The sequence below is a fragment of the Kitasatospora sp. NPDC059973 genome, assembly GCF_042737525.1.
Lineage (GTDB): Bacteria > Actinomycetota > Actinomycetes > Streptomycetales > Streptomycetaceae > Kitasatospora.
Map to the genome: position 1 here is coordinate 16553 of NZ_JBHWUI010000055.1, position 24007 is coordinate 40559.

Sequence of the window (24007 nt, forward strand, 5' to 3'; positions counted from 1 at the left end):
GCTCGGTTCGTACTCGGCGCGTGGTCAGTGCGCCGAGGGCGAGGGGGAGGCCGACGGGGAGGCGGCGGCCGAGGACGAGCCACTCGGGGTGGCGGTGGCCGACGGGGTGCCGGTCGGCGTCGGGCAGCCGGGCGCCGGGGGCGTCGCGGTGGCGGTGGCCGACGGGGCGGCCGTCGGGCTCGCGCCGTCGGTGGGCGTCGCCGTCGCCGTGGGGGTGGCGCAGGTGGTGGGCGTGGCGGTGGGGGTGGCGGTCGGCGTCCCGGTGGGGGTGGCCGTCGGGGTGGTGCTGGGCGTACCGGTCGGCGAGGTGCTCGGCGTACCGGTCGGGGTGGCACTGGGTGTGGCACTCGGCGTGGCGCTCGGGCTCGGGCCGGCCGAGGGCGAGGCCGACGCGGTGGGCGTGGGCGCCCCCGTCGGCGTCCCGCTCGGGCCACCGGTCGGCGTGCCGGTCGACGGCGCAGGGGATGCCGGGGGCGTGGGCGTCGTGGGGCCGGTCGCCGGTGCGGGCACGGTCGGCGACGGTGACGGCGCGGTCGGCGCGCCGGCCGGGGCGGGCCGGTCCGGCGTCGTGGTCGCCGTCCCGCTGCCGAAGTGCGCCATCCAGTTCTTGACGGTCCGCAGGTACTCGCCCGAGTTGTTGTAGCCGAGGATCGCCCGGTCCAGCTGGGCCGGATTGCCGAGGTCGCGGCCGCCCGCGCAGAGGTAGCGGCCGGCCGACTCGGCGGCGTCGAAGACGTTGTTGGGGTCCGCCTGGCCGTCGCCGTTGGCGTCGACCCCCCAGTAGGCCCAGGTGGAGGGGATGAACTGCATCGGTCCGACGGCCCGGTCCCAGAGCCGGTCGCCGTCGTAGCGGCCACCGTCGGTGTCGGAGATCGCGGCGAAGCCGTTGCCGTTGAGCGCCGGGCCGAGGATCGGCCGGTACGTCGTCCCCGCGGCGTCCACCCCGCCCCGGTTGGCCTGGCCGGACTCGACCTCGCCGATCGCGGCCAGCAGCTGCCACGGCAGGTGACAGCCGGGCGAGCGGACGGCCAGCGCGGCCTCGGCCTTGCGGTAGGCGGCGAAGACCGTCGCCGGCAGGGCGGGCCCGGTCCGGAACGGTCCGGCGGACGGGTCGCCCGGCAGGGTCGTGGGCGGCTGCGGCAGCGGGACGGCGCCCCCGCCGTCGACCGGCACGGTCGGCCCGCCGGCGGGCGACGGCAGCTCGGAGCCGGGCAGCGCGGTGCCGGGAGCGGTGGCGACCACGGAGGTGGTCGGGTCGATCACGGGCGGCACCGGCTCGGCGGCCGCGACACCGGAGAGGCCGAGTCCCGTCACCTGAGAGCCGGTCAGGGCCGCGAGTGCGGTGAACGCGGCGGCCGTCCCGGTCACCCGCTTGCCCAGCCGTATCCGGCGCCCCGTCTGTCGTCCGCTGTCGACCCGTGCCTTCATGCCGTGCCCTCCCCGTCACCGTCCGGACCCCGGGGGAACGGACGGGCTGTCACCATCGTGCCTGCCAGTGCATGACAGTTCGTGTTACCGGAATGATTAGTATCACGATGATCTGACCGGACCCGGGTGAGCAGCGGCTGTCCCGGGCCCCACCGTCCGGTGAACGGGCAGGTGGCGAGGGTGCGCCCGGGGGTACCCGGCGGGCCGGGGAGCGGCGCCGGGGCTCAGAACTCGACGAGCTGACCGTCCTCGGCGACGGCCGCGCCCGCCGCCGCCAGGGCCGGTGCGAGGGCGGCGGCGCCGGGGGAGCCCGGGTGGGCCAGCGGGTTGGTGTTGTTGAGGTGGGTGTAGAGGTAGCGCGGGCCGGGGTGGCGGCCCAGGTGGGCCAGCGAGTCCCGGACCGCCAGGTGGCCCATGCCGCGGGAGGAGCGCGAGCCGCCGGTGCGCTCGGCGAGTTCGTCGTCGGTGGCGAAGGTGCCGTCGAGGATCACCACGGCCGCACCGGCCACCGCCCGGTCGAGCTCCGGCGTCCAGGCGGCCAGTCCGGGCGCGTACACCGCGCTCGACCGGCACCCGGCGGCGGTGAAGCGGTAGCCGGTCACCCAGTCCGCCCGGCCGTCCCAGGCCTCGCCGGGCAGGTCGGCGGCGTACCGCGGCCGCTTGCCGCCCAGCGCCAGCGGCTCGACGCGCAGCCCGCCGGCCAGGTCGAAGGCGGTGCCCGGCGCGACGGACTGCCAGCGGGCCTTGGTGTAGGGCGCGAGCAGCGGGCCGACCGGGAAGGCGCCGTGCAGCGCGGCACGGACCGGTTCGGTGGCGTGCACGCTCAGCCCGGCGGCCTCCCGCAGGGTCAACAGGCCGAGGGTGTGGTCGAGCTCGCCGCTGGTGAGCAGGACGCCGCGCAGCGGGGTGTCCCGGGTGCCGGCGGCCGGCGCCAGCTCCGGGGCGGCCAGCAGCTGGCTCCGCAGGTCGGGCGAGGCGTTGACCAGGTACCAGGCGACGCCGTCCGCGCTGACCGCCAGGCAGTCCTGGCTGCGGGCGGCGCCGGTGCGGCGGGCGGTGGAGCAGCCCTCGCAGCCGCAGTTCCACTGGGGCAGTCCGCCGCCGGCGGCCGTGCCCAGGATCCGGATCTTCAGCGCGTCCTCCGGGGCACGGGGGCCGGGGTGGTCGCCGGGACCGGCCCGGTGACCAGGTGGTGGTCGGGGGAGAGGCGGCAGGCCGGGTCGGTGGCGCCGGCGTCCCCGGTGAACTGGAAGGCCTGGCAGCGGCAGCCGCCGTGGTCGACCTCGCGCAGCGCGCAGCCGCGACAGGGCTCCGGCATCCAGTCGGTGCCCCGGTACCGGTTGAACAGGGGCGAGTCGTGCCAGATCGCGGCGAGCCCGTCGGTCACCGCGTTCGGCAGCGCCGGACCGGGCAGCTGCGCGGCGGCCAGGCAGGGCAGCACGTCACCGGTGGGCGCGACCACCAGCTGCCGGCGGCCCCAGCCGTCCATGCAGGGCTTCACGGCGCCGCCGTGGTGGTCGGCCGCGACGTGCACGATCTCGATCCGCCCGCCGTGGCGCTCCCGGGCGGCGGCCACGTCCAGCTCGGCCTGGCGGACCTGGGCCTCGCTCGGCGCCAGGTGCGCCCGGTTCTGCCAGGCCCAGCCGTAGAACTGGGTGTGCGCCAGCTCGACCCGGTCGGCGCCGAGCGCCACGGCCAGGTCGGCGAGGGCGCCGAGCCGGGCCAGATTGCCCCGGTGCAGCACGGCGTTGACGGTCAGCGGCAGCCCGGCGCCGGTCAGCAGCGCCGCCGCGGCGAGCTTGCGCTCGTGCGCGGCGAGGCCGGCCACGGCGTCCGCGCGGCGCAGGTCGGCGTCCTGGAGGGAGAGCTGGACGTGGTCCAGGCCCGCCCCGGCCAGCGCGGCGGCACGCGGCTCGTCCAGCGGGAGCCCGCTGGTGACCAGGTTGGTGTAGAGGCCCAGGTCGTGCGCGTGGGCGACGATCCGGGCGAGGTCGCGGCGGAGCAGCGGCTCGCCGCCGGTGAGGTGGACCTGGAGGACGCCGAGCCCGCGGGCCTGGTCGAGCACGCGCAGCCACTGGTCGGTGTCCAGTTCATCCCGGTAGTGGGCGAGTTCGACGGGGTTGGCGCAGTAGGTGCACTGGAGCGGGCAGCGGTAGGTGAGTTCGGCGATCAGGCCGAACGGCGCCGGTGCCCGGACGGCCGCGCCCGGCAGGCCGGTGGCCGGGTACGGCAGCGCGGGTGCGCCGGAGCCGTCCAGGGTGAGCAGCCGGCGCTCGGCGAGGTCGGCGAGCAGCTCGCGGACCTGCCCGTCGTCCACCCCGTCGTACTCCGCGGCGAGCCCGGCGGTGATCAGCGCGGTGTCGCGCCGGCCGTCGCAGTGGCGCAGTACGGCGGCCGCGGTGTCGTTGAGCAGCAGGACGCCCTCGGGGTAGAGCAGGGCGGCCCGGTCGCGGACCGGGTCGTGCACCAGCCGCACCCCGCGCCGCAGCCCCGGCACCTGGGCGGCGGGGGCGGCCTGGGCGGCCTGGGCGGCCTGGGCGGCCTGGGCGGTCGTCACCGGTCGGCCCCGTAGTCGACGGCGTCCAGCATGGCCCGCAGCACCTCGCACTTGAAGGCCAGCGCGTCGAGGGCGGCCTGCTGCTGGTGGGCGGTGACGCAGTGGTCCAGTACGAGCTCCAGGGTGCGGGCGCTGTCCTTGCGGGCGGTGGGGATGCGGTGCTCGAAGTAGGCGTACCCCGCCGGGTCGATCCAGTCGTAGTGGGTGCGCCAGGCGGTCACCCGCTGGGCCATGTGGTCGGGCGAGAACATCTCGGTGAGGGCCGCCGCGACGCCCTCCGTCCACGCTCTGGTCTGGCAGAAGTGCAGGTAGCCGTCGACGGCGAAGCGGACCCCGCGGGTGACGTGCCGTTCGTCGGTCACCTCCGCGCGGTCCAGGCCGACCGCCTCGGCGAGGACCAGCCAGTCGGCGAGGCCGCCCTCGGCGGGTGCGGTGGCGTCCGGTGCGCCCCCGGCCGGTGCGCCGCGCTCGGGGCCGGGTAGGGGCGCCGGTCCGTCCTGGTAGGCGAGCCGCTCGGCCCAGGTCCGGCGGACCTCCGGGAGCGGGCAGTTGGCGATGATCGCGGCGTTCTTGCGGGTCAGGCAGAGCTGGTAGTACCAGCGGTTGGCGACCCAGCGCCGCAACTCCGGTGGCGTGCAGCCACCGGAGTGCAGGCGCAGATGGAACGGGTGGCTGTCCCAGTAGCGCTCCCGCAGGTCGTACAGCCTGGCCGCGAACCGCTCGCGGGTCAGCGGCTGAGCCACTGGGCGGCCCGTCCGGCGTAGGCGGTGACCTCGGCGCCGGTGCGGTGGCACTCGACCGCCGGTGCGGACCAGGCGGGCTTCGGGGTGGCGTCGGCCGGGCGCTCGGGCGGTGCGGCGGCGGGGGTGGGCAGCGGAGCGGCGGTGCGGTTCATCGGGATTCCTCCTCGGGAGAGGGCGGGTGGGAGGAGCGCACGCGCCCGGTGGGCCGCGCGGCCCCGTGGGTCAGGACGCTACGAGCCGCCGGGCCCGGCCGCCGGTCCAACCCGCGCGATGTGCGGACAATCGCGCTCGAACGGGTGACGGGCCGGGGCCGGGGGTTTGACCGGCCACCGGGCGGTCGGGCCGGAGCGCGGTCGGGAGGCGGCGCGGTCGGGCCGGCGCGGTCGGGCCGGCGCGGCATCCGGGGGCGGCGCGCCGGGTTGGAACCGTGTCAGGCGGCGGCGCGGCCGAAGGCGACCAGGTGGCCGTCCTTGGTGCCCACGAACACCCGCCCGCCGTCCGTGGCGGGCACGGCGAACCTGCTCACCGTGCCGAGCGCGAAGCTGCGGCGCAGCTTGAGCACGCCGTTGACCGGCAGCGGGTCGTACACCCGCAGCTCGCCGTTCTGGCCGCCCGGACCGCTGCCGGAGTAGACGGTCCAGACGAGCGCCGAACCGGAGGCCGTCCCGTTGGAGGTGACCACGGGGGAGCCGGACGCGTAGCCGAAGCCCTCGGCGCTGGTGCCCGCGCTGGTCAGCTGGGGGTTCCCGGCGCTGTTCACCGAGTACTTGAGCGCGCGCAGCGAGCCGTAGTTCTCGACCAGGTAGACATAGCCGCCGTCCCCGCCCCAGACCCCCGGGTGGCCCCAGACGCCCTTGAACGGGCCGGTCGTGCCGACCGCGGCGTCGGTGCCGTTCGGGCCCTGGCCCATGCCGCCCAGCCGGTCACGGTCCAGCAGGAAGATCCGGCCGTCCTTGCCGACCTGCACCAGCAGGTGCGGGTGGGCGGTCGTGCCGAAGCCGGACGGCAGGGCGGCCGGCCCGCCGGAGCCGAGGTCCACGTCGCCGTGGTCCATGTCCCGGTTGTCGGTCGGGCTGAAGAAGTCCTTCGGGGTGAGGCTGCCGTCGGCGTTCACACCCAGCCGCACGACGGACTCGGCGAAGTGGCCCTGCGGCTTGTCGCCGGGGCCCTTCGGCGGGGAGGAGCCCGTGCCCGCGCCGTTGCCGGTGGCGAGGAGGATCCGCCCGGCGCCGTCCGAGACCAGGCCGCCGCCGCTCATCCAGACGCCCGCGTTCTGCGAGGCCGAGCCGGACTGGGTGGACCAGAGCGTCAGCTTGCGGGTCCCGGTGTGGACGCCCGCGACGTGGCCCACGTACGTCCCGACGCCGCAGTCCGAGGCGAAGCCGAAGTAGACCGCCCCGTCCAGCAGCAGGAGTCCGGCGCGCTGCGCCGAGGTGCCCGGGTTGAACGGGACCCCGGGGCTGTTCACCGGCGAGCCCTGGACGGTGACCGGCCAGTCGCCGCGCTCGGCGCCCGAGGTGACGTCCAGCGCGTGCACGGAGAAGTGGGCGCCCCCCTCGGTGGACTTCGCCACCAGGTAGACCGTGCCGGTCGACTTGTCGTACACGGGTGTCGAGGTGATGCCGGTGCCGGGGGAGAGGCAGGCGGTGGACGACGGGACCGGTGTGCCGAGCGCGCGCTGCCACAGGATCCGGCCGTCGGTCGCGCCGATGCCGTAGACGTGGTTCGTCTCGGTGGCGACCACCACGGTCGAACCGGCGACCAGGGGCTGGGCGAGGACGGCGCCGTCGACGGCGGTGGACCAGCGCCGGCCGAAGTCCGAGCCGGAGACCTGCGCCGGGCCCAGGCCCGGCTCGGCCGCGTCCCAGCCGGTGCGCAGGCTGTTCACCGAGACGGTGGGGTTGTCGGCGTGCGCGGGTATCGGGGTGACCAGCGAACCGGCCAGGGCCGGGGCGAGCAGCGCCAGTCCGCCCAGCAGGGCGGTGGCGGTGTGCGACACCGGCGTTCGGCCCCCCGGAGGCGTGTCGCGCGGGCGGTCCGGGGGCGTGGGTGGGTGGAGTCGGCTCATGCGGTCCGCCTTGGCTTTCGGGGGAGTGCCGGGTACGGCACGGTGGCGTCATTCTGTGAACGCCCGTGCCGTACCCGCATCCGCCCGCAGGCCCCCGCCCGGCGCCGTTCACGCCCCGGAGGGAACCGGCTGCGCCGCCCGGCGTCCCCCCGGCGGCCGGTTCGGGGGCCGCTGGTTGGGGGCCCGCCGGTTGAGACCCGCCGGTTCGCCGTGGGCTCAGCCGCCGAGCGACTTGGCCAGCACCATCGCCAGCCCGCTCTCGGCGAGCGCCTCCGCCGGGGCGTTGACGCCGTCGCCCGGGCCGCGGTCCTTCACCACCTCGACGGCGTAGACGCGTCCGCCGGCCACGAAGAGGGCCCTCGGGTGGGTGCCGTCCTTGCGCTGGGTCAGCACCGCCTCCTGGCCGACCCCCGGCAGGGTGGTGACCTGCAGCTGGCCGTCCGCCTTGGCCGAGGCCAGGGCGGTCGGGGTGGTCTCGCGGACCGAGGCGTAGGAGTCGGGCGAGCCCCAGGTGCAGCCCCAGACCGGGCTGCCGTCGCTCGCCGGGTCGGGGTGGGTGCCGCGGAACGGGCCCGAGGTGCCCACCGCCGCGACGACCTGGGGGGACTGCAGCAGCGTGCAGGCGTCCGCCGGCCGCCCGGCGGGCGCGGCGGTGGGTGCTCCGGTGCTCGCGGGGGCGGGCGCGGAGGCGCTGGATCCGGGTGCCGTCGCCGCCGTGGGCGCGGGCGCGCCGGGCGTCGACGCGGCCGCGGCGGGTGTGGTGGGCGGAGGCGCGGCCGTCGCCCCGCCGGAGGACGAGCAGCCGGCCACGGCGACGCCCGCGAGGGCCAACGCGGGCAGCCAGAGCTGCCGACGCCCGTACCGGACCGCTGACTTGAGCTGCATGGGACCCCCTTGTCCGGCGCCCGCCGGTGCGGCGGACTGTGGTGCTCCAGGGATCCTAGTGGCCGGGCCGGTCCGGTATTTCCCGTTCCCGAAACGGGAGTTGCACAGCTGCGTCACGAGCCCGACCCGGCGCGTCCGGCGGTCGGACCGGCGGTTCGGGGTGCGGGGGTGGTACGCGCACGTGCGGCCGGGCTCCCGGCGGCGCCCGGGACGGGAGGGTCTGACCAGGACCGATGCGACGCAAGTCCTTTACCAGTACCGGGCGGTCGGTGTCGAGCTCTCCTTCCTCAGCTCCCCGGACGGGTGATGTTCTGGTGAAAGTGGTCATGCCAGGAATGGCGGCCCGGCATCCTTGGGCCGGTGACCAGGCGGATCCCGCAATCGGCGGATCCCGAGACCAGGCGGATGGAGGCCCAGACGGTGAGCACGAACCTGCCGGAGACCGTGGCGGAGGGGCCGGTCCTCCCGGCGCCGCCCCGGGTCGTGGACGACCTGGCCCGTGACCTGACCCATGCCGCCGCCGCCGTCCGGGCGGTCTCGCGGGCGGGGCGCAGCGGCGGCGACGTCGCCGTCGCGGCGTACACCGCCGTGGTGTGCACCGGCCGTTCGGCGGCCCGGGCACTGGAGGAGGCGGCCGCGTGGTGCCGCCAGGCACCCGAGGCGGAGGTGCACTCGCTGGCCTGGGCCCGGGTGCCCGGGCACCGCGACGACGTCTACGAGTACCGCGTCACGCTGGCCGTGAGCTTCCCCGACCACGAGACCGGCGAGCACAGCGGCGACACCCACCACGCCCCGCGCTGAGCCGGATTATGATCGCTCCCATGGATGATGGGGGCACGAACGAGGTACGGGCGACCACGGCCGGGGAGACCGAACTCTCCACCGGCGCGGCGGTGGTGGTGACCGTCCTGGCGGCGCTGGGGGCGGTGGCGGTCCTGCTGGCCGTCCTCCACTGGCTGGGCTGGACCGCCCCCGGGATCGGCTGGCTGCTCGCCAAGGGCGCCGTCAAACTCTGCGCCGGCGGCGCGGTCGGCCTGATCGGTGCCCTCGCCTGGCTCCGCCAACGGCAGGCCTCGCGCGGGTAGTTCCGCCGTCGTCCGCACGCCGACGCCCGGCGCGAGGGCCGGCGACCCGCTGGTCGTCGGCCCTCGCGCCGTCACGCCGGGGGCGGGACGGGGACCGGGGTCACGGCAGCTGGATGCCGTTCCTGCCCCAGCCGGCGTTGGCGGGGACGGTGGAGGGGCCGCCCTGGAAGGCGGTGCTGTGGCCGGTGGTGCCGGCGAGGCCGGGGTGGAGGCCGATGGCGCCGTCGTTGCGGTGGTAGAGCACGCCGAGGTCGCACCGTTCTCGCGCCGGCGGTGGGTCAGGGGACCAGGACGAGCCGGCCGCGCAGGCCGCCGCCGGCCAGCCGGCGGTGGGCGTCGGCGGCCCGGGCCAGCGGGTGGGTGGCGGCCACCCGGAGGGTGAGCCGGCCCGCGGCGGCGAGGGCGGACAGCTCGGCGAGCGCCGGGCCGTCGGCGGCGATCCAGACGTTGGCGACCCGGATGCCGCGCAGGCCCTGGGGCGCGCCCCCGGACACGGTGACGAAGCTGCCCCGGTTGCGGACGGCGCCGAGTGCGACCACCCCGAGCAGGGCGGCGTCCAGGGCGCCGTCCACCCCGCCCGGGACGAGCGCCCGGACGGCGGCGGCCGGATCGGCGCTGCCGCGCGGCACGAACCACTCGGCCCCCAGACCCCGGACCAGCGCCTCGTCCGCCGCACCGGCCAGGGCCACGACCCGAAGGCCGCGCAGGGCGGCGAGTTCGACGGCGAAGCCGCCCACCGCGCCGGCCGCGCCGGTCACCAGCAGCGAGGCGCCGGCCGGGAGGCCGAGCAGGTCCAGTGCCTGGGCGGCGGTCAGTCCGTTCAACGGCAGCGTCGCCGCCTCGACGGCCGGCACCCCCGCCGGGGCCGGGGCGAGCGCCGAGGCGTCCAGCACCACGTACTCGGCGTAGGTGCCGAGCGGGACGTCCAGACGGTCGCGCAGACCGATCACCGGGTCGCCCGGGCCGAAGCCGGACACTCCCAGGCCCACCCGGTCGACCGTGCCCGCCACGTCCCAGCCCAGCCCGGTCACCTCGCGCGGTGCCATCAGCCCCGCCGCCACCAGGGCCCCGGAGCGGGTCACGGCGTCCACCGGATTGACCCCGGCGGCGGACACCCGGACCCGCACCTGGCCAGGGCCGGCCTCGGGGACGGGCACCTCGACCAGCTCCAGGGCTTCCGGACCGGCATGGCTGCGGACGACGACGGCGCGCACGGGGCACTCCTCGGGGAGGGGACGGCGGGACCCGGCGGTCCCGGGGCGATCGGACTTGCCAACGGCACCCACGCTAGGGAGAGTTGCTCTCCGGTCGGAAGCACGCACCGCGAAGTGCGTACCGTACGGGGAGGGAAGCCCATGGCCACCATGACCGCCGCCCAGCGCCGCTCGGCCGAGCGCGCGAGCTTCGACGCCTACCTCGCGCAGTGTCCGGCGCGGCAGTTGCTCGACCGGATCGGCGACAAGTGGGTCAGCCTCCTCGTCAACGCACTGGCCGACGGCCCGCAGCGGTACAGCGAGCTGCGCCGCCGACTGGCCGGGGTCAGCGAGAAGATGCTCACCCAGACCCTGCGCGCCCTGGAGCGGGACGGCCTGCTCACCCGCACCGTCACGCCCTCGGTGCCCGCCCGGGTCGACTACGCGCTGACGCCGCTGGGGACCGGACTGCTGCCGGTGGTGCGGGCGATCAAGGCCTGGGCGGAGGAGAACATGCCCGAGGTGCTCGCCGCCCGGGACGCCTACGACACCCGGCCGGACGTACGAGGCGCGGGGGGCTGAGGGCCCGGCCGGCCCGAGGGAGTGCGGAGCGCCTCGTCGAGGCGGACCGCGAGGGTGTCCCAGGGGCGGCAGTCGACCACCGGGAGGCCGTACCGGTCCGCCTGCTCGGCGAGCCAGTGCGAGTACCGGGCGCCGACCTCGGCCCGCCGCACCTGCGGGCCGCACCCGGGCTCGCGGGCGGCGTAGTTGGCGGTGATCCGGGCCGCGTCCGGCTCGTGCAGGAACACCGCCCGGACGCGGCGCCCGGCCGCCCGCCCCGCCTCGACGGCCCGGGCGGCGGCGGCCGGGGTGAGGTAGTCGCCCTCGACGACGGCGGGCACGTCCACCGTCAGGCGGTTGCGGACGACACCGAGGACGGCGGGCTCCAGTGCCCGGGCGGTCGCGATCTGCAACTCCAACTCCTGCTCCGCTGTGCGGGGTTCGGCAGGGTCAGGGCCGTCGAAGTGGTGCAGCCCCGGGTGCTGGGCGGCTGTGGTGATCTCCTGGACGGCGCTGACCACGTCGTCGAACTCCACCACGAACGCGCCCGTCTCCCGCGCCAGTCGCGCGGCTGCCCGGCTCTTCCCGATGCCCGAGGCTCCGCCGATCAGCACGATGTCCCACCACAAGGTCGCCATGCGGCGGACCGTATCGCGGGCCGAGGGGCGCGATCACCCGCATTCCACCGGGCCGGTGCGGCGGCGGGCCGGCCCGTCCGCATCGCGGCGGTGCCCGGCGGGCTCGGGCGGCGTCCACTAGCGTGGGGTGGATGACAGGCAGTGAGCACACCGTGCTGATCGTCCTGCGGGGCAACAGCGGATCCGGCAAGTCGAGCATCGCGGCCGAGCTGCGGGCCCGGTGCGGGCGGGGGAAGCTCGCGCTGGTCGGCCAGGACAACCTGCGCCGGACCGTGCTGCAGGAGCGGGACACGGACGGTTGCGCCTCGATCGGCCTGATCGACACCGTCGCCCGCTACGCCCTCGACCACGGCTTCCACGTCGTCGTCGAAGGCATCCTGACCGCCGCGCGGTACGGCCCGATGCTCGGGCGGCTGGCCGCGGACCACCGCGGCCGCACCCTGCTGTACTACCTCGACGTCGACCTGGCGGAGACTCTGCGCCGGCACTCGCTGCGGCCGCAGGCCGCCGAGTTCGGCTCCGAGGAGATGACCGGCTGGTACGTCGGGGGCGATCTGCTGCCCGGTGGTGCGGAGCAGGTCGTCGGCGAGGACAGCACCCTGGAGCAGACCGTGGCGCGGATCCTGGCGGACGCCGGTCTGACGCCGCCGGCGTCCGGAGCCGGCGAGCCCTGAGCTGCCGCTTCCTCAGCTGCCGAGCCCTGGGCCGTCGGAGTTCTGAGCCGCCGGAGCCCTGGGCCGTCGGAGTTCTGGCCCGTCGGGGCTTCCCGGGGAGGGCGGGCGGATCCTCGTCAGGCCTCGGTGGACTTCGGGGGGTGGTCCAGGCGGTACTGCCAGCTGGTCAGCAGGCCCTCCAGGGCGGTGGCCTCCTGGGGGGTGAGCAGCTCCAGCAGGCGGTGCTCGTTGCGCATGTGGGCGGTGAACGCCTCGTCGATCAATCGCCGGCCGGCCGTGGTGAGTGCGACGACGCGCCCGCGCCCGTCCTCGTCGCTGCGACGGCGGGTGACCAGCCCGGCCCGCTCCAGGCGATCGACCCGCTTCGTCATGGCGCCGGTGGTGACCATCGTGTGGGCGGCGAGTTCGCCGGGGGCCCGTTCGAAGGGGGTGCCGGCGCGGCGCAGCGCGGCGAGCACGTCGAACTCGCCCTCGCCGAGGCCGTAGCGGGCGTACACCAGGCCGAGCTCGTCGGTGAGGCGGGCGGCGAGGCGGTGCAGCCGGCCGATCACCGCCTGCGGCGAGACATCGAGATCGGGCCGCTCCCGCCGCCATTCGGCCTGGATGGCGGCCACGTGGTCCGGGGCTCCGGGCGGCGGTCCGAGCGGGTCGCGCTGCTGTTCCATGGCGCCATCCTAGCGCGATAGCTTCCTTGGAAGCTATATTGCTTCCATGGAAGCGAACATTCGGTGGATCCTGGTGACCGCCGTCGCGCCGGTCGCCTGGGGTGCCAACTACTACGTCACCCGCGAGTTCCTCCCGGCGGACCGCCCGCTCTGGGGTGCCGCCCTGCGGGCCCTGCCGGCCGGCCTGATCCTGCTCGCCCTCGGCCGGCGGCTGCCGCGCGGGGCCTGGTGGTGGCGCTCGGCGGTGCTCGGACTGCTCAACACAGGGGTCTTCTTCGTCCTGCTCTACGTCGCCTCGCAACTGCTCGCCACCAGCGTCGCCTCGACCGTCATGGCGGCCTCCCCGCTGGCGATGATGCTGATCGCCTGGGCCCTGGTGGCCGAGCGGCCGGCCCGCGCGCACCTGGTCGGCGCGCTGGTGGGGCTGGGCGGGGTCGGGCTGATGGTGCTCGGCCGGGCGGGTGCGGTGAGCCCGGCCGGGCTGGCCGCCTCGATGGCCGCCATGCTGGTCTCCTCCTTCGGATACGTCCTCGCCGGCCGCTGGCGCGACGGTGCGGACGTCCTGGCCTCGACCTCCTGGCAGCTGATCGCGGGCGGGCTCGTCCTGCTCCCGGTGGCCGCGGTCGCCGAGGGGGCGCCGCCGGTGCCCGCCCTGGCGGAGCTGCTGGCGTTCGGGTACGTCGCCGTGGTGGCCACGGCGCTGGCGTTCGTCGCGTGGTTCGCCGGTCTGCGGCACCTGCCGGCCGGGACGGTCGGCCTGGTCGGCCTGCTCAACCCGATGACCGGTGTCCTGCTCGGTACGGCGGTGGCGGGAGAGGAGCTGGGGCCGGTCCAGGCGGGCGGGTTGCTGCTGGTGCTGGTGGGTGTGCTGCTCGGGCGGCCGCGTGCGGCGGGGCGGCGTGCGGAACGTCCGCGGCCGGGGGCGCCGGTGGAGGGGGTCGCGGCGGTCGAGACGGTCGAGGGTGGGGCCCGCCGGGGTGCGGGGCGCGGCGCGGACAGGGCGTTCCGGGCCCGGCGACGTGGGTGAGCCGGCTCAACTGGATCACCCTGGCGGCCGGGTGCGGCAGACCCGTTCTGGCCTGCGCGTCCTGCCCCGGCCGGGGTGGCCCGGCGGGCTACCGTGGCCGGGCGGCCGCACCCGGGTCGCGGCGGGTGCGACGGACGGAGGGACATGCAGTTCGACGAGCAGGGGGACCTCGACACCTCGCAGGTGGACGACCGGCGCGGCCGCCCGGGTGGCCGGGTCGCCATCGGCGGTGGCGCGGCGGGCCTGCTGATCGCGCTGGTCGCGGTGCTCTTCGGGGTCGACCCGAGCCTGCTCGGTCTCTCCGAGGGAGGCGGTCCCGGTGCGGACGCGCGCCCCAGTACCGCCGGCGAGGTGCAGCAGGTCTGCCGGAGCGGCGCGGACGCGAACCGCCGTCAGGACTGCCGGATCGTCGCCGTCACCAACAGCCTCCAGGAGTACTGGCGGGGCGAACTGCCCCGGCACGGCACGCCCTACCGCCCCGCCGAGACCGTCCTGTTCACCGACCGCGTCTCCACCGCCTGTGGCGCGGCGACGTCCGCCGTCGGCCCGTTCTACTGTCCGGGCGATCGTCAGGCCTACTTCGACCTCGGCTTCTTCGACGAGCTCTCCACCCGCTTCGGCGCCCGCGGCGGCCCCTTCGCCGAGGCGTACGTGGTGGCCCATGAGTACGGGCACCACATCCAGAACCTGACCGGCACGACCCAGCGGGTCGGCGGGGACCGGCAGGGCCGGAACAGCGCCTCGGTGAAGCTCGAACTCCAGGCGGACTGCTACGCGGGGGTCTGGGCGCACCACGCCACCACCACCCCGCAGGCCTCCACCGGCCGGCCACTGATCAGCACCCTCACCGACCAGGACATCGCCCAGGGTCTGGACGCCGCGGCCGCCGTCGGCGACGACCGGATCCAGAAGCAGGCGACCGGCCGGATCGACCCGGAGGTCTGGACGCACGGCTCCTCGGCGCAGCGCCAGGCCTGGTTCACCGCCGGCTACCGCACGGGCTCGATGAGCGACTGCGACACCTTCGCGACCCCGCGCTGACCCTGTTCGGACTTCACGCCGACCGGTACCCGTATCGGCCGCCCGGCTGCTCCCGGGGCTGCCCGGTGTGTGTCGTTCCGCGCGCCCCGCCGCCCGCCACACCCTGTCATCCGTCAGGGACCGTTGCCGCCGCACCGCTCCTACGCTGCTGATCAGTGGCCGGATCACTCACCGCCGGCCCCGCGACCCCAGAGGGAGAACCACATGCGCAGGATCCTGCACGCCGCCGCCGCGCTCGCCCTGGCGACCGCCGCCGTCACCACCCTGGGTGCCACCGGCGCCCAGGCCGCCGGCAGCTGGGACGGCTGCCCGTCCGGAGCGGTCTGCATCTACGGCGAGGGCGCCCCCACCTCCACCCCGCCGACCGATGTCTTCTACAGCTACGGAGCCCACAACCTGAGCAACAAGACGGGCTGGCACTGGGTCCTCAACAACCAGACCGGTGGCGCCCACGCCCGCCTGTGCCTCGGTTACAACGGCACCAACTGCAACTACGACATGGCCGCCCAGAACGGCGTCTGGGCCGACCTGGGCCCGGTCAACTCCATCACCCTCGACCGCCCCTGAGCTCCGCCGGCTCCGATCTGCCGAGGATGCGGGGGTGGCCACCGGGCCCGGCGGCCACCCCCGCACTCCCGGCAGGCCGGGGCCACCACCCGTCCGGCCGGACCGCACCCGGCGCCGGGGGGCGCCTGGGCGCCGGTCAACCCGACTGCGGGGACGGGCAGCTGAGATCACGGGCGGGGACGCGGCCGTCGAGCAGGTAGGACTCGACCACCTCGCGGACGCAGGCGTTGGACCCCGGGTACTGGCCGTGGTCGCCGCTGCCGGTCACCGTCACCAGCCGGGAGCCGCGCAAGGCCCGGTGGGCCGAGCGGGCCGCCTCGTAGTAGGTGGCCGGGTCGTGCACCGAGTTGAGCATCAGCGTGGGCGGCAGACCCGCCCCCGTCACCCGCACCCGGGGTGCGGTCGGCGCCGGCCAGGTGGCGCAGACGGCGGCGAAGGCCAGCGTCCGGGCGCCCGCCAGCGGCCAACGGGCGGTGAGTTCGCGGCCCCGCGCGACCCAGGTGTCCAGATCACCCGTCCAGGGCGTGTCGTTGCAGGTCACGGCGAAGTACTCGGCGAGGAACCCGGGGCTCAGGTACTGGCCGAAGACCTGTCGCGCCGTCTCCCGGGCGGTCGGGCTCGCGCCCGGCCAGTCGTCCAGTGCGGTCAGGGCGGTGGCCAGCGCGGGGAATCCGTCGCTCGCCCGGTAGACGGCCTGGACGGTGCCGTTGTCCAGCTGGTTGGGGCCGACCGTCAGGGCGCCGTCGACGAGCGGGCCGTCGTGCAGGGCCGCGCGCCGCCGCTCCCAGTGGGCCCCGGCCTCGGCGACGGTGGCGCCGTAGTGGTACGTGTCGTCCCGGGCCGCCAACCAGGGCAGGAAGTCCTCCTCGAAGCGGCGCTGGAAGCTCATCGGCTGCCCCAGCTGGAACCGCTCCCAGCTGCCGTCGAAGCCGACGTTGCTGTCCAGCACCATCCGCTCCACCCGCCGCGGGAAGAGCGTCGCGTAGTACGCGCCGATCATGGTCGCGTAGGACGGGCCGTAGTAGGTGATCCGCCGCTCGCCGAGCAGGGCGCGGAAGAGGTCGAGGTCGCGGACGGTCTGCTCGGTGGTCAGGAACGGCAGCAGACCGCCGCTGCGCCGCGCGCAGTCGGCGCCGAGGCGACGGGAGTCGTCGATCACGCGGGCGCGGGCGGCCGGGTCGTCGTCGCGGAAGTCCCCGGCGAAGAAGTCCTGGAACTCCTCCGGTGTCTGGCAGACGGGCCGGGTGCTCCGGCCCACCCCGCGCTGGTCGAAGCCCACCACGTCGTACGCGGCTCCGACGGCCGGCGCCGCGCGCACGAAGCTGCCCGGCCGCAGCAGCCCCGCCCCGCCGGGGCCGCCGGCGGCCATCAGCAGGGTGCCGCGCCGCTTCGCCGGGTCGTCCGCCCGGTGCCGGGACACCGCGACGGAGAGGTCCGGACCGCGCTTCGGGTGGTGCCAGTCGCGCGGGACGGCCATCGTGGCGCACTCCAGCTCGGGCGCCTCCGCACAGGGCTGCCAGGCGAGTCGCTGCTGGGTGTAGCGGGAGGGGACGGGCGGTACCGGGGCGCCGGTGGCCGCGGCGGCCCCGGTGACCGGCAGGGACAGGGCGGCGAGGAGCGCGGCCACCGCGGTGGCGAGCGCCCCCCGGCGCCGGCGGGTGCTGGGTACGGATTCGTTCACGTCTTGATCCTCGGGGCCCGGAGCGGGTGCGGTCGATCCGGCACGCACCACTTTTCGGGGTGGTGCGGACGACACCCGCCGAACGGCGGGGGCGCCGAGGGCGCAGGGCTCCTCCGGGCTGCCCGGGCAGCACTGTTGACGGGCCGTCGGACGGGCGACCGGCGGGCGCGCGAGGGGGACGGCCCGGTCGGGTGTCGGGGTCGCGCCGCCCGGAGGAGCGATTGTCGGTGCAGGTCGTTAGGCTGCCGTCCGCAGTGATCGGAACGGAACCAGCACGGGCACGGGGCAGGCGGTAGCGGTATGACGACGACGGACGACGGGGTGGGCGGGGCCCGCGAGGCGCTGGCCGCGCTGCGCGCGCTGGCGCAGGAACCGTCCGGTGGGATCGAGCTGCTGGGCGGCTTCACGGACGAACAGATGGACGCCTGGCCGGTCTTCGTGCCGGCGGCCTGCCGCGCGGTGCTGCGCGAGGTCGGCGGGGTCGAGAGCGAGGAGTGGGGCACCTACGCCTTCGGTCCGGTCGGCGGGGAGGCACCGGGCGAGGGCTACCTGGTCGTCGGTGAGACCGGCTACGAGGGCGGGCAGCTGGTGGTCGGTGTCGGGGCGGCGGCGCGTGCCGACTGGGGCCCGGTGCTGCGCCTCGAACCCTGGGGTGACGAGGAGAGCGTCGTCGAGGCGCCCGGATTCGTCGGTTGGCTGCCGGAGTTGGCCGGCCGGCTGGCCGAGGGTGAGGACGCCTGGCAGCAGCCGGCCGGTGCCTCGACGGTGCTCGCCGTGCCCTCGCTGCGGGCGGCGGCCGCCGATCCCGGGCTCGCCCGGCTGGCGGGCCCCGGCGACAGTCTGACCGACGTCGTCGACCTGCGGGAACTGCCCGGCTACCCGTGCACGCTCGGCTGGGAGCCGTACTACTCGACCGCGCACGCCACCGCGGACACCAGCGGCAGCGAGGTCTCGTTCACCCTGGTCGGCGACGGGCGGGCGCTGCTGGTCCGGAGCCTGGTCAGCGGGGACTTCCTGGGCCGCCCGGTCGAGCGGCCCGCCGTCCCCGCCGACGCTCCCGAGCGGGCGGTGGCCGAACTGCGCGCCCTGGCGGCGGAGCTGCCCGGCCTGGTGGTCCTGGAGGGGGGCTGCACCGAGGCGGAGCTGGACGACTGGCCGGTGCCGCTGCCCGGCGAGGTGCGCGCCGTGCTGCGAGAGCTCACCGGCGTCCGGATCGCCGGTCTGGAGCCGGTCGAACTGCGCCCCGGTGCGGTGGCCGACCGGCACTCGCCGACGCTGGTGGACATGGTCGGCGGCCCCGGCTCGTTCTGGCCGGTGGCCTGGCTGGACCGGGGCCGCGACCCGGTCTCCGTGCAGGTGCGGATCGACCGGGAGACGGGGGAGTGGGGCCATGTCGTCTCCGTCCCGGGGGACGCGGGGCGGCTCGCCGAATGGCCGGAGGTGTCCCTGCTCGCCGAATCGCTGCCGCACCTGCTGCTCGTCCTCGCCCGGGCCGCCCGCGGTGCGGCGCGCCGGGCGGCGACGGCGGACGGCGGTGTGGACGGCGCCCGGTTCGCGAGCCGGGTGCGGTCCGCCCTCCACCACTTCCTGCCCAACACGGGCGAGCCCTGGGTCTTCTCGGCCCCGGCGCGGGAGTGGGCCGCGGCCGGCGACGCACTGCGGGCCGCGGCGGCGGCCGCGCTCCCCGGGGACGCCCTGGTGGCGGACCTGCGGGAGGCGCCGATACCGGCCGACCTCTGCTTCCACCGGGTGCGGGCCTGGGGCTACCGGACCCGGGCCGAGCGGCTGTGCTTCCTGGCGGGCGGCCGGATCGTCGCCGTCGTCCCGGTCACCTAGTCGTGGAACGTCGGGGTCGCCGTCAGTGCCACGCGTCCGGTGCTGACGCGGTTCACCGGTGCGGCGGCTTCGGCGTAGCCGAACGAGACCCCGACGAGCAGCTTCCCTCCGCTGACGCCGAGTTCGCCGCGCACGGTGTCGGCTGTTCGCGGAGCAGGGGATCACCGCGACCGGCATGGAGCGGATCGCGGAAGCGGCGCCGGTGTCCAAGCGCACCCTCTACGCCCACTTCCGGACCAAGAGCGACCTCGTGATCGCCTACCTGCGGGCGCTCGCCGGGCCGGGGAACACGCTGGAGAGCGTGCTCACCCGTGAGGCCTCGATCCCCGGGAGCGGATCCTTCGACTGTTCGACCCACCCGCCGCGGCGGCGGCCCCGGTTCGGGGATGCCCGTTCATCGGTGCCGCGGCGGAGTTCCCCGACCCCCTGAGCCCGATCCGCGCCTACGCCCGGGAACGGAAACTGCTGATGGCCCATCTGGTCACCACGCTCGTGGCGGAGCTGGGGTGCGCCGAGCCCGCCGCGCTCGCCGAGCAGTTGGTGACCCTCGCGGACGGCGCGGCCAGTCGCGCCATGGTGTTGAACGAGGCGGACTACGGCCGGCACGCGCGCGCGGCCGCGGAGACCCTCCTCGCCCACGCCCTCGCGCCTCCCCTCCGCTGATCGCGCCCGGACGCGTTCCCCGGGCGCGGCGGGCGGGTCGACGGGTCGGGCTCGGGGGCCTCTGGGGCGGGACGGCGGTTCGAGGGGGCGGGCGGGTTCAGTAGCGTGGCGGGCATGACTACGCACAAGGCCGCACCGGTGAACGTCGACGAGATGCTCAAGGACCTCAGGACACTCGTCGAGGTCGAGTCCCCGTCACGTGACCTCGACGCGCTGAAGGCTTCGGCCGAGGCCGTGGCGGGTGTGGTCGAGAGCCGCCTCGGCGGGCGCGCGGTGCTGGTCGGGACCGACGCCGGGCCGCACGTCCACTGGTCGGGCGGCGGCGAGCCCAAGGTCCTGATCCTCGGCCACCACGACACGGTGTTCCCGTTGGGCACCCTCCGGCGCCGCCCGTTCGCGGTCGAGGGCGGGCGCGCGACCGGTCCCGGGGTCTTCGACATGCTCGGCGGCCTGGTCCAGGCCGTGCACGGGCTGGCGGCCCTCGACGACCTGTCGGGCGTGGAGATCCTGGTGACCGCCGACGAGGAGGTCGGCTCGGGCTCGTCCCGGGCCCTCATCGAGGAACGTGCGCGGGCCTGCGGCGCCGTGCTGGTCTTCGAGGGGGCGGCCGACGGCGGGGCGCTGAAGACCGGCCGCAAGGGCTGCGGCACGTTCGAGGTCTCCGTCGTGGGCCGGGCCTCGCACGCGGGCCTCGAACCCGAGGCGGGCGTCAACGCGTTGGTCGAGGCGGCGCACCAGGTGCTCGACATCGCGGCGCTCGGCCGGCCGGAGGTCGGCACGACCGTGGTCCCGACCGTGGCCTCGGCGGGCACCCTGGACAACGTCGTGCTGGCCGGGGCGACCGTCACCGTCGACGTCCGGGTCGAGTCGGCCGGGGAGAAGGAGCGGATCGAGGCCGCGTTCGCGGCGCTCGCCCCGCATCTCGACGGGGCGCGGATCACGGTGCGGGGGAGCGTCGGCAGGCCGCCGATGCCCGCGTCGGCGTCGGCCGAACTCTTCGCGCTGGCGGAGCGGTTGCTGCCCGGTGTCGGGAGCATGAGGGTCGGCGGCGGGAGCGACGGCAACTTCACGGCCGCCCTGGGGATCCCGACACTCGACGGACTCGGAGCGGTCGGCGGGGGTGCCCACGCGGACCACGAGTACCTGGAGGTCGCGTCGATGGCCGAGCGGGCGGATCTCGTCGCCGGTCTGGTGACGGTGATCCGGAACGCGTAGGACGCCCCTGCGGCCGGCCCCGCCATCGACCCGCCCCCGCGGCCTCCCCGCCGCCCGCCCCCGCGGCCTCCCCGCCGCCCGCCGCCGACCCGCCCGTGACGTGCGGGTGCCCGGTGCCGAGGGCACCGGGCACTCCCGGGGGCGGTGACGGCGGGGCTCAGTAGGCGACGGTGAAGCGGGTGCGGTGGTGGGCCGGCCGAGCGGCCTCGTCGAGGAGGGCGACGGCGAGGTCCTCCATGGAGATCGCCGAGACACCGGCCTCGTCGACCAGCAGCTCGTCGCGCCCGAGGCGGTAGTGGCCGGTGCGCCGGCCCGGTTCGAGCAGCGCGGCGGGGCTGAGGTAGGCCCAGTCGACCTCGGTCTCGGCGCGGTAGAGGGCGAGCTGCTCGCCGCAGGCGAGGGCGATGGGGAGCCAGGCGGCCGGGAAGTCGGGGTCGTCGATGACGGTGGCGCCGTCGCCGCCGGGCAGCGTCAGGCTGCCCGCGCCGCCGACGACGAGCAGGCGGACGTCCGTCCCGGCCAGGCCGGCCAGCAGGCCCTTGGTGGCGAGCGCCAGGTCGGACTCGCTGCCGGGGGCGGGGCGGGTGGCGCTGATCACCACGGACCGGCCGGCGGCGAGACGGGCGACGTCCTCCGGGTTGCGGGCGTCGCCGGTGGCGATCTCGGCGGTGGCCGGCAGCGCGTGCGGCCGGGACGGGTCGCGGAGGACGGCGGTGACGTCGTGGCCCCGGGCGAGGGCCTCGGTCACCACCCGGCTGCCGACGTTGCCGGTCGCGCCGAAGACGGTGATGCGCATGGGATGGCTCCGGTTCTCTGGTGGTGTTGGTGAGGGGTGGCGTGGGTGAGGGGTTCTGCGGGAGTGCCTGACGACGGTTCAGGCGCGTGCGGCGGCGGACTCGTTCGCGGGCCGCTCACCGTGCCGCGCGGGCTCCGGGCCGGTCGGGGCCGCCGGGTCGGCGGGGTCGGCGGGCTCGGCCGGGGCCGCGGCGGTGCGGGGCCGCTGGGTCTGGGCGGCGACCAGCGAGCCGAGCACGATCACCGCGCCGAGCCCCTGGACGGGGGTGAGGTTCTGTCCGAGGACGAGCCAGCCGAGGGCGGTGGCGACCACCGGGCTGAGCAGTCCCAGGAAGGTGACCGAGGTGGCGGGCAGCGCCCGGATGCCGCGGAGCCAGAGCGCGTACGACAGGGCCGCGCCGATCAGGCCGAGGTAGCCGTAGCCGAGCAGGTTGTCGCCGGTGAGGTGGGAGGGCGGGGCGCCCTCGACGACGAGGGCGACGGGCAGCAGCAGCAGTCCGCCCGCGGTGAGCTGCCATCCGGTGGTGGCGAGCAGTGGTGCCGGTGAGGTCCAGCGCTTGGACAGGACGACGCCGGTGGCCATCACGACCGCGCCGCCGAGCGCGGCCGCGACGCCGAGGGCGTCGAGCTGGGCGCCGGCGCGCAGGACCAGCAGGCTGACGCCGGCGATCCCGGCGATGCCGGAGAGGAGGGTGCGCAGTGAGAGCCGGTCACCGAGCAGACCGGCCGAGAGCCCGGCGGCGATCAGCGGCTGGACGGCGCCGACGGTGGCCGCGACCCCGCCCGGCAGTCGGTAGGCGGCGATGAAGAGCAGGGCGAAGAACGCGCCGATGTTGAGCGCGCCCAGGACCAGTGAGCGCCACCACCAACTGCCCTTCGGGAGCCGGCGGGTGAGGGCGATGAGCAGCAGTCCGGCGGGCAGGGCGCGGATCACCCCGGCGAGCAGCGGGCGGCCGGGCGGGAGCAGTTCGGTGGTGACGAGGTAGGTCGAACCCCAGATGGCGGGGGCCAGCGCGGTCAGCAGGACGATTCCGAGTCGTCGATTCCTTAGCACTAAGCCAATATATCTCAGCGCTAAGTCATCTCGGGTCGGCGTCGGCCGTTCGGTCGTGTGAGGTATCTCACCGCTAAGGCATCGTTTAGGCTGGGGGCGTGGCAGATCATGTGGACCGGCTGGTCAAGCAGTGGGGCGCCGAGCGTCCCGACCTCGACGTCTCCCCGATGGAGGTGATCGGCCGGCTGAAACGGCTCACCTACCTGGTGGAGGCCGAGCTCAAGCGGAACTTCGCCACCCACGGCCTGGACGCCCCCTCCTTCGACGTCCTCGCCACCCTGCGCCGCAGCGGCCCGCCCTACCGCCTCACCCCGACCGGCCTGATGCGGACCGCGATGGTCACCTCCGGTGCCATCAGCCAGCGGCTCGACCGGCTGGAGGCCCGCGGTCTGGTCACCCGCACCCCCAGCGGCTCCGACGGGCGGAGCCGGGACGTCGAACTGACCCCCGAGGGCCGCGCCCTGGTCGACCGGGCACTCCCGGACCACCTGGCCACCGAACGGCGGCTGCTGGCCGGCCTGGACGAGCCGCAGACCGAGGCGCTGATCGACGCCCTGCGCACCCTCCTCGCCTCCCTCGGGGACAGCCCGGAGTAGCACAACCGAGGCCGGGGCGGGACCGGGACCGGGGTGGGACCGGGGCGCCACCGGCCCCGGGCGGCAACGGCAGCCGGACGGTCAGGGGTTGACGGCCACCGCCTTGAAGAAGGTGTAGTGGAACGTCCCGCCCTCCTCCGCCGTGCGCCGCAGGTCGGCGATGCCGCGGTCGAACGCGGCCGCGGTGCTGAGCCCCGCGGCGAGGGCGTCGGCGCGCACGGACTCGACCATCGCGACGAAGGTCCGCCGGGTGAACCCCTCCACCAGCGCCGGCCGGCTGTCGTCCACCGAGACGGTGAGCGGGCGGACGGCGATGTCCCGGAAGCCCGCGGCCGCCAGGACGGGGTGCAGCCGGCGGCCGAGGAGCGCGTCGCCGCCCGCGTCGGCCTGGAGCCGGACCAGGTGGTCCACGGTCGCCCGGGCGGCGGCGCTGTCCGGGTGGAAGAACGTCGACCCGTGGTCCCCCTCGATCACCGTGACGGTGCCGCCGGGACGCAGCACCCGCCGCAGCGCGGTCAGCGCGGCCGACGGATCCGCCAGGTGCTCCAGCACGAAGCAGACGAAGAGGTGGTCGAACGAGTCGTCCGGGAAGGGCAGTTCGTGCAGGTCCCCGTGGTGCCAGGTCACCTGCGCGCCGGGCGCCTGCGCCGCCACCCGGGCGCGGGCCTGGGCGAGCGAGTCGGCCGAGATGTCGGCGGCCGTCAGCTCCGCGCCCGGGCTGGACGCCAGCAGGTGCACGGTCTGCGCCCCGACGCCGCAGCCCGCCTCCAGGACCCGGCTGCCCGCCGGGTAGGCCGTACCGGCGTGCAGCAGTTCGGCGAGGGCGTCGGCCTGGTCGCCCAGCCGCAGCGCCTCGGTGGGCGAGTAGCCGTGGACGTAGGAGTGCTCGCCGGCCTGTTCACCGCCCCGCTCGTGGGCGTGCGCGTCGGGCTGGAGGTCGTCGTGCGGGAGCGGGGTGCTCGCCGGTCCGGCGGTGGGGGCTGCTGCGGTGTCCGTCGTCTCCGTGGTCATGACCCCACCCTGGCCCGCACAATG

At 76.1% G+C, this 24007-nt stretch carries 28 protein-coding genes; 12 read left to right on the forward strand and 16 right to left on the reverse strand.

Annotation, left to right across the window (positions count from 1 at the left end):
- Positions 1–24: 24 nt before the first annotated feature.
- The 7 genes from ACFWA9_RS17190 to ACFWA9_RS17220 form a co-directional block, all read right to left on the reverse strand.
- Positions 25–1428, reverse strand: coding sequence for a lytic transglycosylase domain-containing protein (locus tag ACFWA9_RS17190; protein WP_380387967.1), 1404 nt, complete (start codon positions 1426–1428; stop codon positions 25–27).
- A gap of 224 nt (positions 1429–1652) precedes the next feature.
- Positions 1653–2642, reverse strand: a complete 990-nt coding sequence (pqqB, locus tag ACFWA9_RS17195; RefSeq protein ID WP_352290943.1) for a pyrroloquinoline quinone biosynthesis protein PqqB — start codon at positions 2640–2642, stop codon at positions 1653–1655.
- The gene (gene pqqE, locus ACFWA9_RS17200; protein WP_380387969.1) at positions 2558–3985 is read right to left on the reverse strand and encodes a pyrroloquinoline quinone biosynthesis protein PqqE; all 1428 of its coding nucleotides are present in this window, start codon (positions 3983–3985) and stop codon (positions 2558–2560) included. The genes pqqB and pqqE overlap by 85 nt, the downstream gene beginning before the upstream one ends.
- Positions 3982–4728: a pyrroloquinoline quinone biosynthesis protein C gene (locus ACFWA9_RS17205; protein ID WP_380387971.1), complete on the reverse strand. Its 747-nt coding sequence runs from the start codon at positions 4726–4728 to the stop codon at positions 3982–3984. Before ACFWA9_RS17205 ends, pqqE begins: the two co-directional genes overlap by 4 nt.
- Positions 4713–4880: a pyrroloquinoline quinone precursor peptide PqqA gene (gene pqqA / locus ACFWA9_RS17210; protein ID WP_380387973.1), complete on the reverse strand. Its 168-nt coding sequence runs from the start codon at positions 4878–4880 to the stop codon at positions 4713–4715. The genes ACFWA9_RS17205 and pqqA overlap by 16 nt, the downstream gene beginning before the upstream one ends.
- A 278-nt stretch (positions 4881–5158) precedes the next feature.
- Positions 5159–6727: a PQQ-binding-like beta-propeller repeat protein gene (locus tag ACFWA9_RS17215; RefSeq protein WP_352290905.1), complete on the reverse strand. Its 1569-nt coding sequence runs from the start codon at positions 6725–6727 to the stop codon at positions 5159–5161.
- 285 nt (positions 6728–7012) lie between these two features.
- Entirely contained in the window at positions 7013–7681 is a 669-nt protein-coding gene (locus tag ACFWA9_RS17220; RefSeq protein ID WP_380387975.1) for a hypothetical protein, read from the reverse strand.
- A gap of 420 nt (positions 7682–8101) precedes the next feature.
- Between ACFWA9_RS17220 and ACFWA9_RS17225 the strand changes: the two genes are divergently transcribed.
- The gene (locus ACFWA9_RS17225) at positions 8102–8482 is read left to right on the forward strand and encodes a hypothetical protein (RefSeq protein ID WP_329491226.1); all 381 of its coding nucleotides are present in this window, start codon (positions 8102–8104) and stop codon (positions 8480–8482) included.
- A 20-nt stretch (positions 8483–8502) separates the two neighbouring features.
- Positions 8503–8766 carry a hypothetical protein gene (locus ACFWA9_RS17230; RefSeq protein WP_352290907.1) on the forward strand — a complete coding sequence of 88 codons (264 nt, stop codon included), beginning with the start codon at positions 8503–8505 and terminating at the stop codon, positions 8764–8766.
- A 100-nt stretch (positions 8767–8866) separates the two neighbouring features.
- Here the strand turns inward: ACFWA9_RS17230 and ACFWA9_RS17235 are convergent, their stop codons facing one another.
- Entirely contained in the window at positions 8867–9010 is a 144-nt protein-coding gene (locus tag ACFWA9_RS17235) for a hypothetical protein (protein ID WP_380387976.1), read from the reverse strand.
- 34 nt (positions 9011–9044) lie between these two features.
- Positions 9045–9980, reverse strand: coding sequence for an NADP-dependent oxidoreductase (locus ACFWA9_RS17240; RefSeq protein WP_380387977.1), 936 nt, complete (start codon positions 9978–9980; stop codon positions 9045–9047).
- 141 nt (positions 9981–10121) lie between these two features.
- Between ACFWA9_RS17240 and ACFWA9_RS17245 the strand changes: the two genes are divergently transcribed.
- Positions 10122–10541 carry a helix-turn-helix domain-containing protein gene (locus tag ACFWA9_RS17245; protein WP_329491229.1) on the forward strand — a complete coding sequence of 140 codons (420 nt, stop codon included), beginning with the start codon at positions 10122–10124 and terminating at the stop codon, positions 10539–10541.
- On the opposite strand, the gene ACFWA9_RS17250 is transcribed toward ACFWA9_RS17245, so the two are convergent.
- A complete protein-coding gene (locus ACFWA9_RS17250) occupies positions 10502–11158 on the reverse strand; it encodes an AAA family ATPase (protein ID WP_352290910.1) in 657 nt (218 codons plus the stop codon). The genes ACFWA9_RS17245 and ACFWA9_RS17250 overlap by 40 nt on opposite strands.
- Positions 11159–11289: 131 nt before the next feature.
- Between ACFWA9_RS17250 and ACFWA9_RS17255 the strand changes: the two genes are divergently transcribed.
- Positions 11290–11832: an AAA family ATPase gene (locus tag ACFWA9_RS17255; RefSeq protein WP_380387979.1), complete on the forward strand. Its 543-nt coding sequence runs from the start codon at positions 11290–11292 to the stop codon at positions 11830–11832.
- 116 nt (positions 11833–11948) lie between these two features.
- Here the strand turns inward: ACFWA9_RS17255 and ACFWA9_RS17260 are convergent, their stop codons facing one another.
- Entirely contained in the window at positions 11949–12497 is a 549-nt protein-coding gene (locus ACFWA9_RS17260; protein ID WP_380387981.1) for a MarR family winged helix-turn-helix transcriptional regulator, read from the reverse strand.
- Between the two features lie 46 nt (positions 12498–12543).
- On the opposite strand from ACFWA9_RS17260, the gene ACFWA9_RS17265 reads away from it, so the two are divergent.
- The 3 genes from ACFWA9_RS17265 to ACFWA9_RS17275 all read left to right on the forward strand — a co-directional run bounded on the left by ACFWA9_RS17265 (position 12544) and on the right by ACFWA9_RS17275 (position 15132).
- On the forward strand, positions 12544–13524 hold the full coding sequence (locus ACFWA9_RS17265; protein ID WP_380387983.1) for an EamA family transporter: 981 nt from the start codon (positions 12544–12546) through the stop codon (positions 13522–13524).
- A 144-nt stretch (positions 13525–13668) separates the two neighbouring features.
- Positions 13669–14565 carry a neutral zinc metallopeptidase gene (locus ACFWA9_RS17270; RefSeq protein ID WP_380387985.1) on the forward strand — a complete coding sequence of 299 codons (897 nt, stop codon included), beginning with the start codon at positions 13669–13671 and terminating at the stop codon, positions 14563–14565.
- A 204-nt stretch (positions 14566–14769) separates the two neighbouring features.
- Positions 14770–15132, forward strand: a complete 363-nt coding sequence (locus ACFWA9_RS17275; protein ID WP_329491235.1) for a hypothetical protein — start codon at positions 14770–14772, stop codon at positions 15130–15132.
- A 136-nt stretch (positions 15133–15268) separates the two neighbouring features.
- On the opposite strand, the gene ACFWA9_RS17280 is transcribed toward ACFWA9_RS17275, so the two are convergent.
- Positions 15269–16813 carry an alpha/beta hydrolase gene (locus tag ACFWA9_RS17280; RefSeq protein ID WP_380387987.1) on the reverse strand — a complete coding sequence of 515 codons (1545 nt, stop codon included), beginning with the start codon at positions 16811–16813 and terminating at the stop codon, positions 15269–15271.
- 300 nt (positions 16814–17113) lie between these two features.
- Between ACFWA9_RS17280 and ACFWA9_RS17285 the strand changes: the two genes are divergently transcribed.
- Positions 17114–18649, forward strand: a complete 1536-nt coding sequence (locus ACFWA9_RS17285; protein WP_380387988.1) for a hypothetical protein — start codon at positions 17114–17116, stop codon at positions 18647–18649.
- Here the strand turns inward: ACFWA9_RS17285 and ACFWA9_RS17290 are convergent.
- Positions 18646–18783: a hypothetical protein gene (locus ACFWA9_RS17290; protein WP_380387990.1), complete on the reverse strand. Its 138-nt coding sequence runs from the start codon at positions 18781–18783 to the stop codon at positions 18646–18648. The genes ACFWA9_RS17285 and ACFWA9_RS17290 overlap by 4 nt on opposite strands.
- 41 nt (positions 18784–18824) lie before the next feature.
- Here ACFWA9_RS17290 and ACFWA9_RS17295 point away from each other — a divergent pair, with 41 nt between their 5' ends.
- The 3 genes from ACFWA9_RS17295 to ACFWA9_RS17305 all read left to right on the forward strand — a co-directional run bounded on the left by ACFWA9_RS17295 (position 18825) and on the right by ACFWA9_RS17305 (position 20527).
- Positions 18825–19079, forward strand: a complete 255-nt coding sequence (locus ACFWA9_RS17295) for a helix-turn-helix domain-containing protein (protein WP_380387992.1) — start codon at positions 18825–18827, stop codon at positions 19077–19079.
- Between the two features lie 38 nt (positions 19080–19117).
- On the forward strand, positions 19118–19312 hold the full coding sequence (locus tag ACFWA9_RS17300) for a hypothetical protein (protein WP_380387994.1): 195 nt from the start codon (positions 19118–19120) through the stop codon (positions 19310–19312).
- A gap of 114 nt (positions 19313–19426) precedes the next feature.
- Positions 19427–20527 (forward strand): M20 family metallopeptidase, encoded by a 1101-nt coding sequence (locus ACFWA9_RS17305; protein WP_380387996.1) that lies wholly within the window; start codon positions 19427–19429, stop codon positions 20525–20527.
- Between the two features lie 157 nt (positions 20528–20684).
- On the opposite strand, the gene ACFWA9_RS17310 is transcribed toward ACFWA9_RS17305, so the two are convergent.
- Both ACFWA9_RS17310 and ACFWA9_RS17315 read right to left on the reverse strand, forming a co-directional pair.
- Positions 20685–21323 (reverse strand): NAD(P)-dependent oxidoreductase, encoded by a 639-nt coding sequence (locus ACFWA9_RS17310; RefSeq protein WP_380387998.1) that lies wholly within the window; start codon positions 21321–21323, stop codon positions 20685–20687.
- A 78-nt stretch (positions 21324–21401) separates the two neighbouring features.
- Positions 21402–22376, reverse strand: a complete 975-nt coding sequence (locus ACFWA9_RS17315) for an EamA family transporter (RefSeq protein WP_380388000.1) — start codon at positions 22374–22376, stop codon at positions 21402–21404.
- A 98-nt stretch (positions 22377–22474) separates the two neighbouring features.
- On the opposite strand from ACFWA9_RS17315, the gene ACFWA9_RS17320 reads away from it, so the two are divergent.
- Complete coding sequence (locus ACFWA9_RS17320) at positions 22475–22972, forward strand: MarR family winged helix-turn-helix transcriptional regulator (RefSeq protein WP_380388001.1); 498 nt, start codon at positions 22475–22477, stop codon at positions 22970–22972.
- A gap of 81 nt (positions 22973–23053) precedes the next feature.
- On the opposite strand, the gene ACFWA9_RS17325 is transcribed toward ACFWA9_RS17320, so the two are convergent.
- A complete protein-coding gene (locus tag ACFWA9_RS17325) occupies positions 23054–23983 on the reverse strand; it encodes a methyltransferase domain-containing protein (RefSeq protein ID WP_380388003.1) in 930 nt (309 codons plus the stop codon).
- Between the last annotated feature and the right edge of the window lie 24 nt (positions 23984–24007).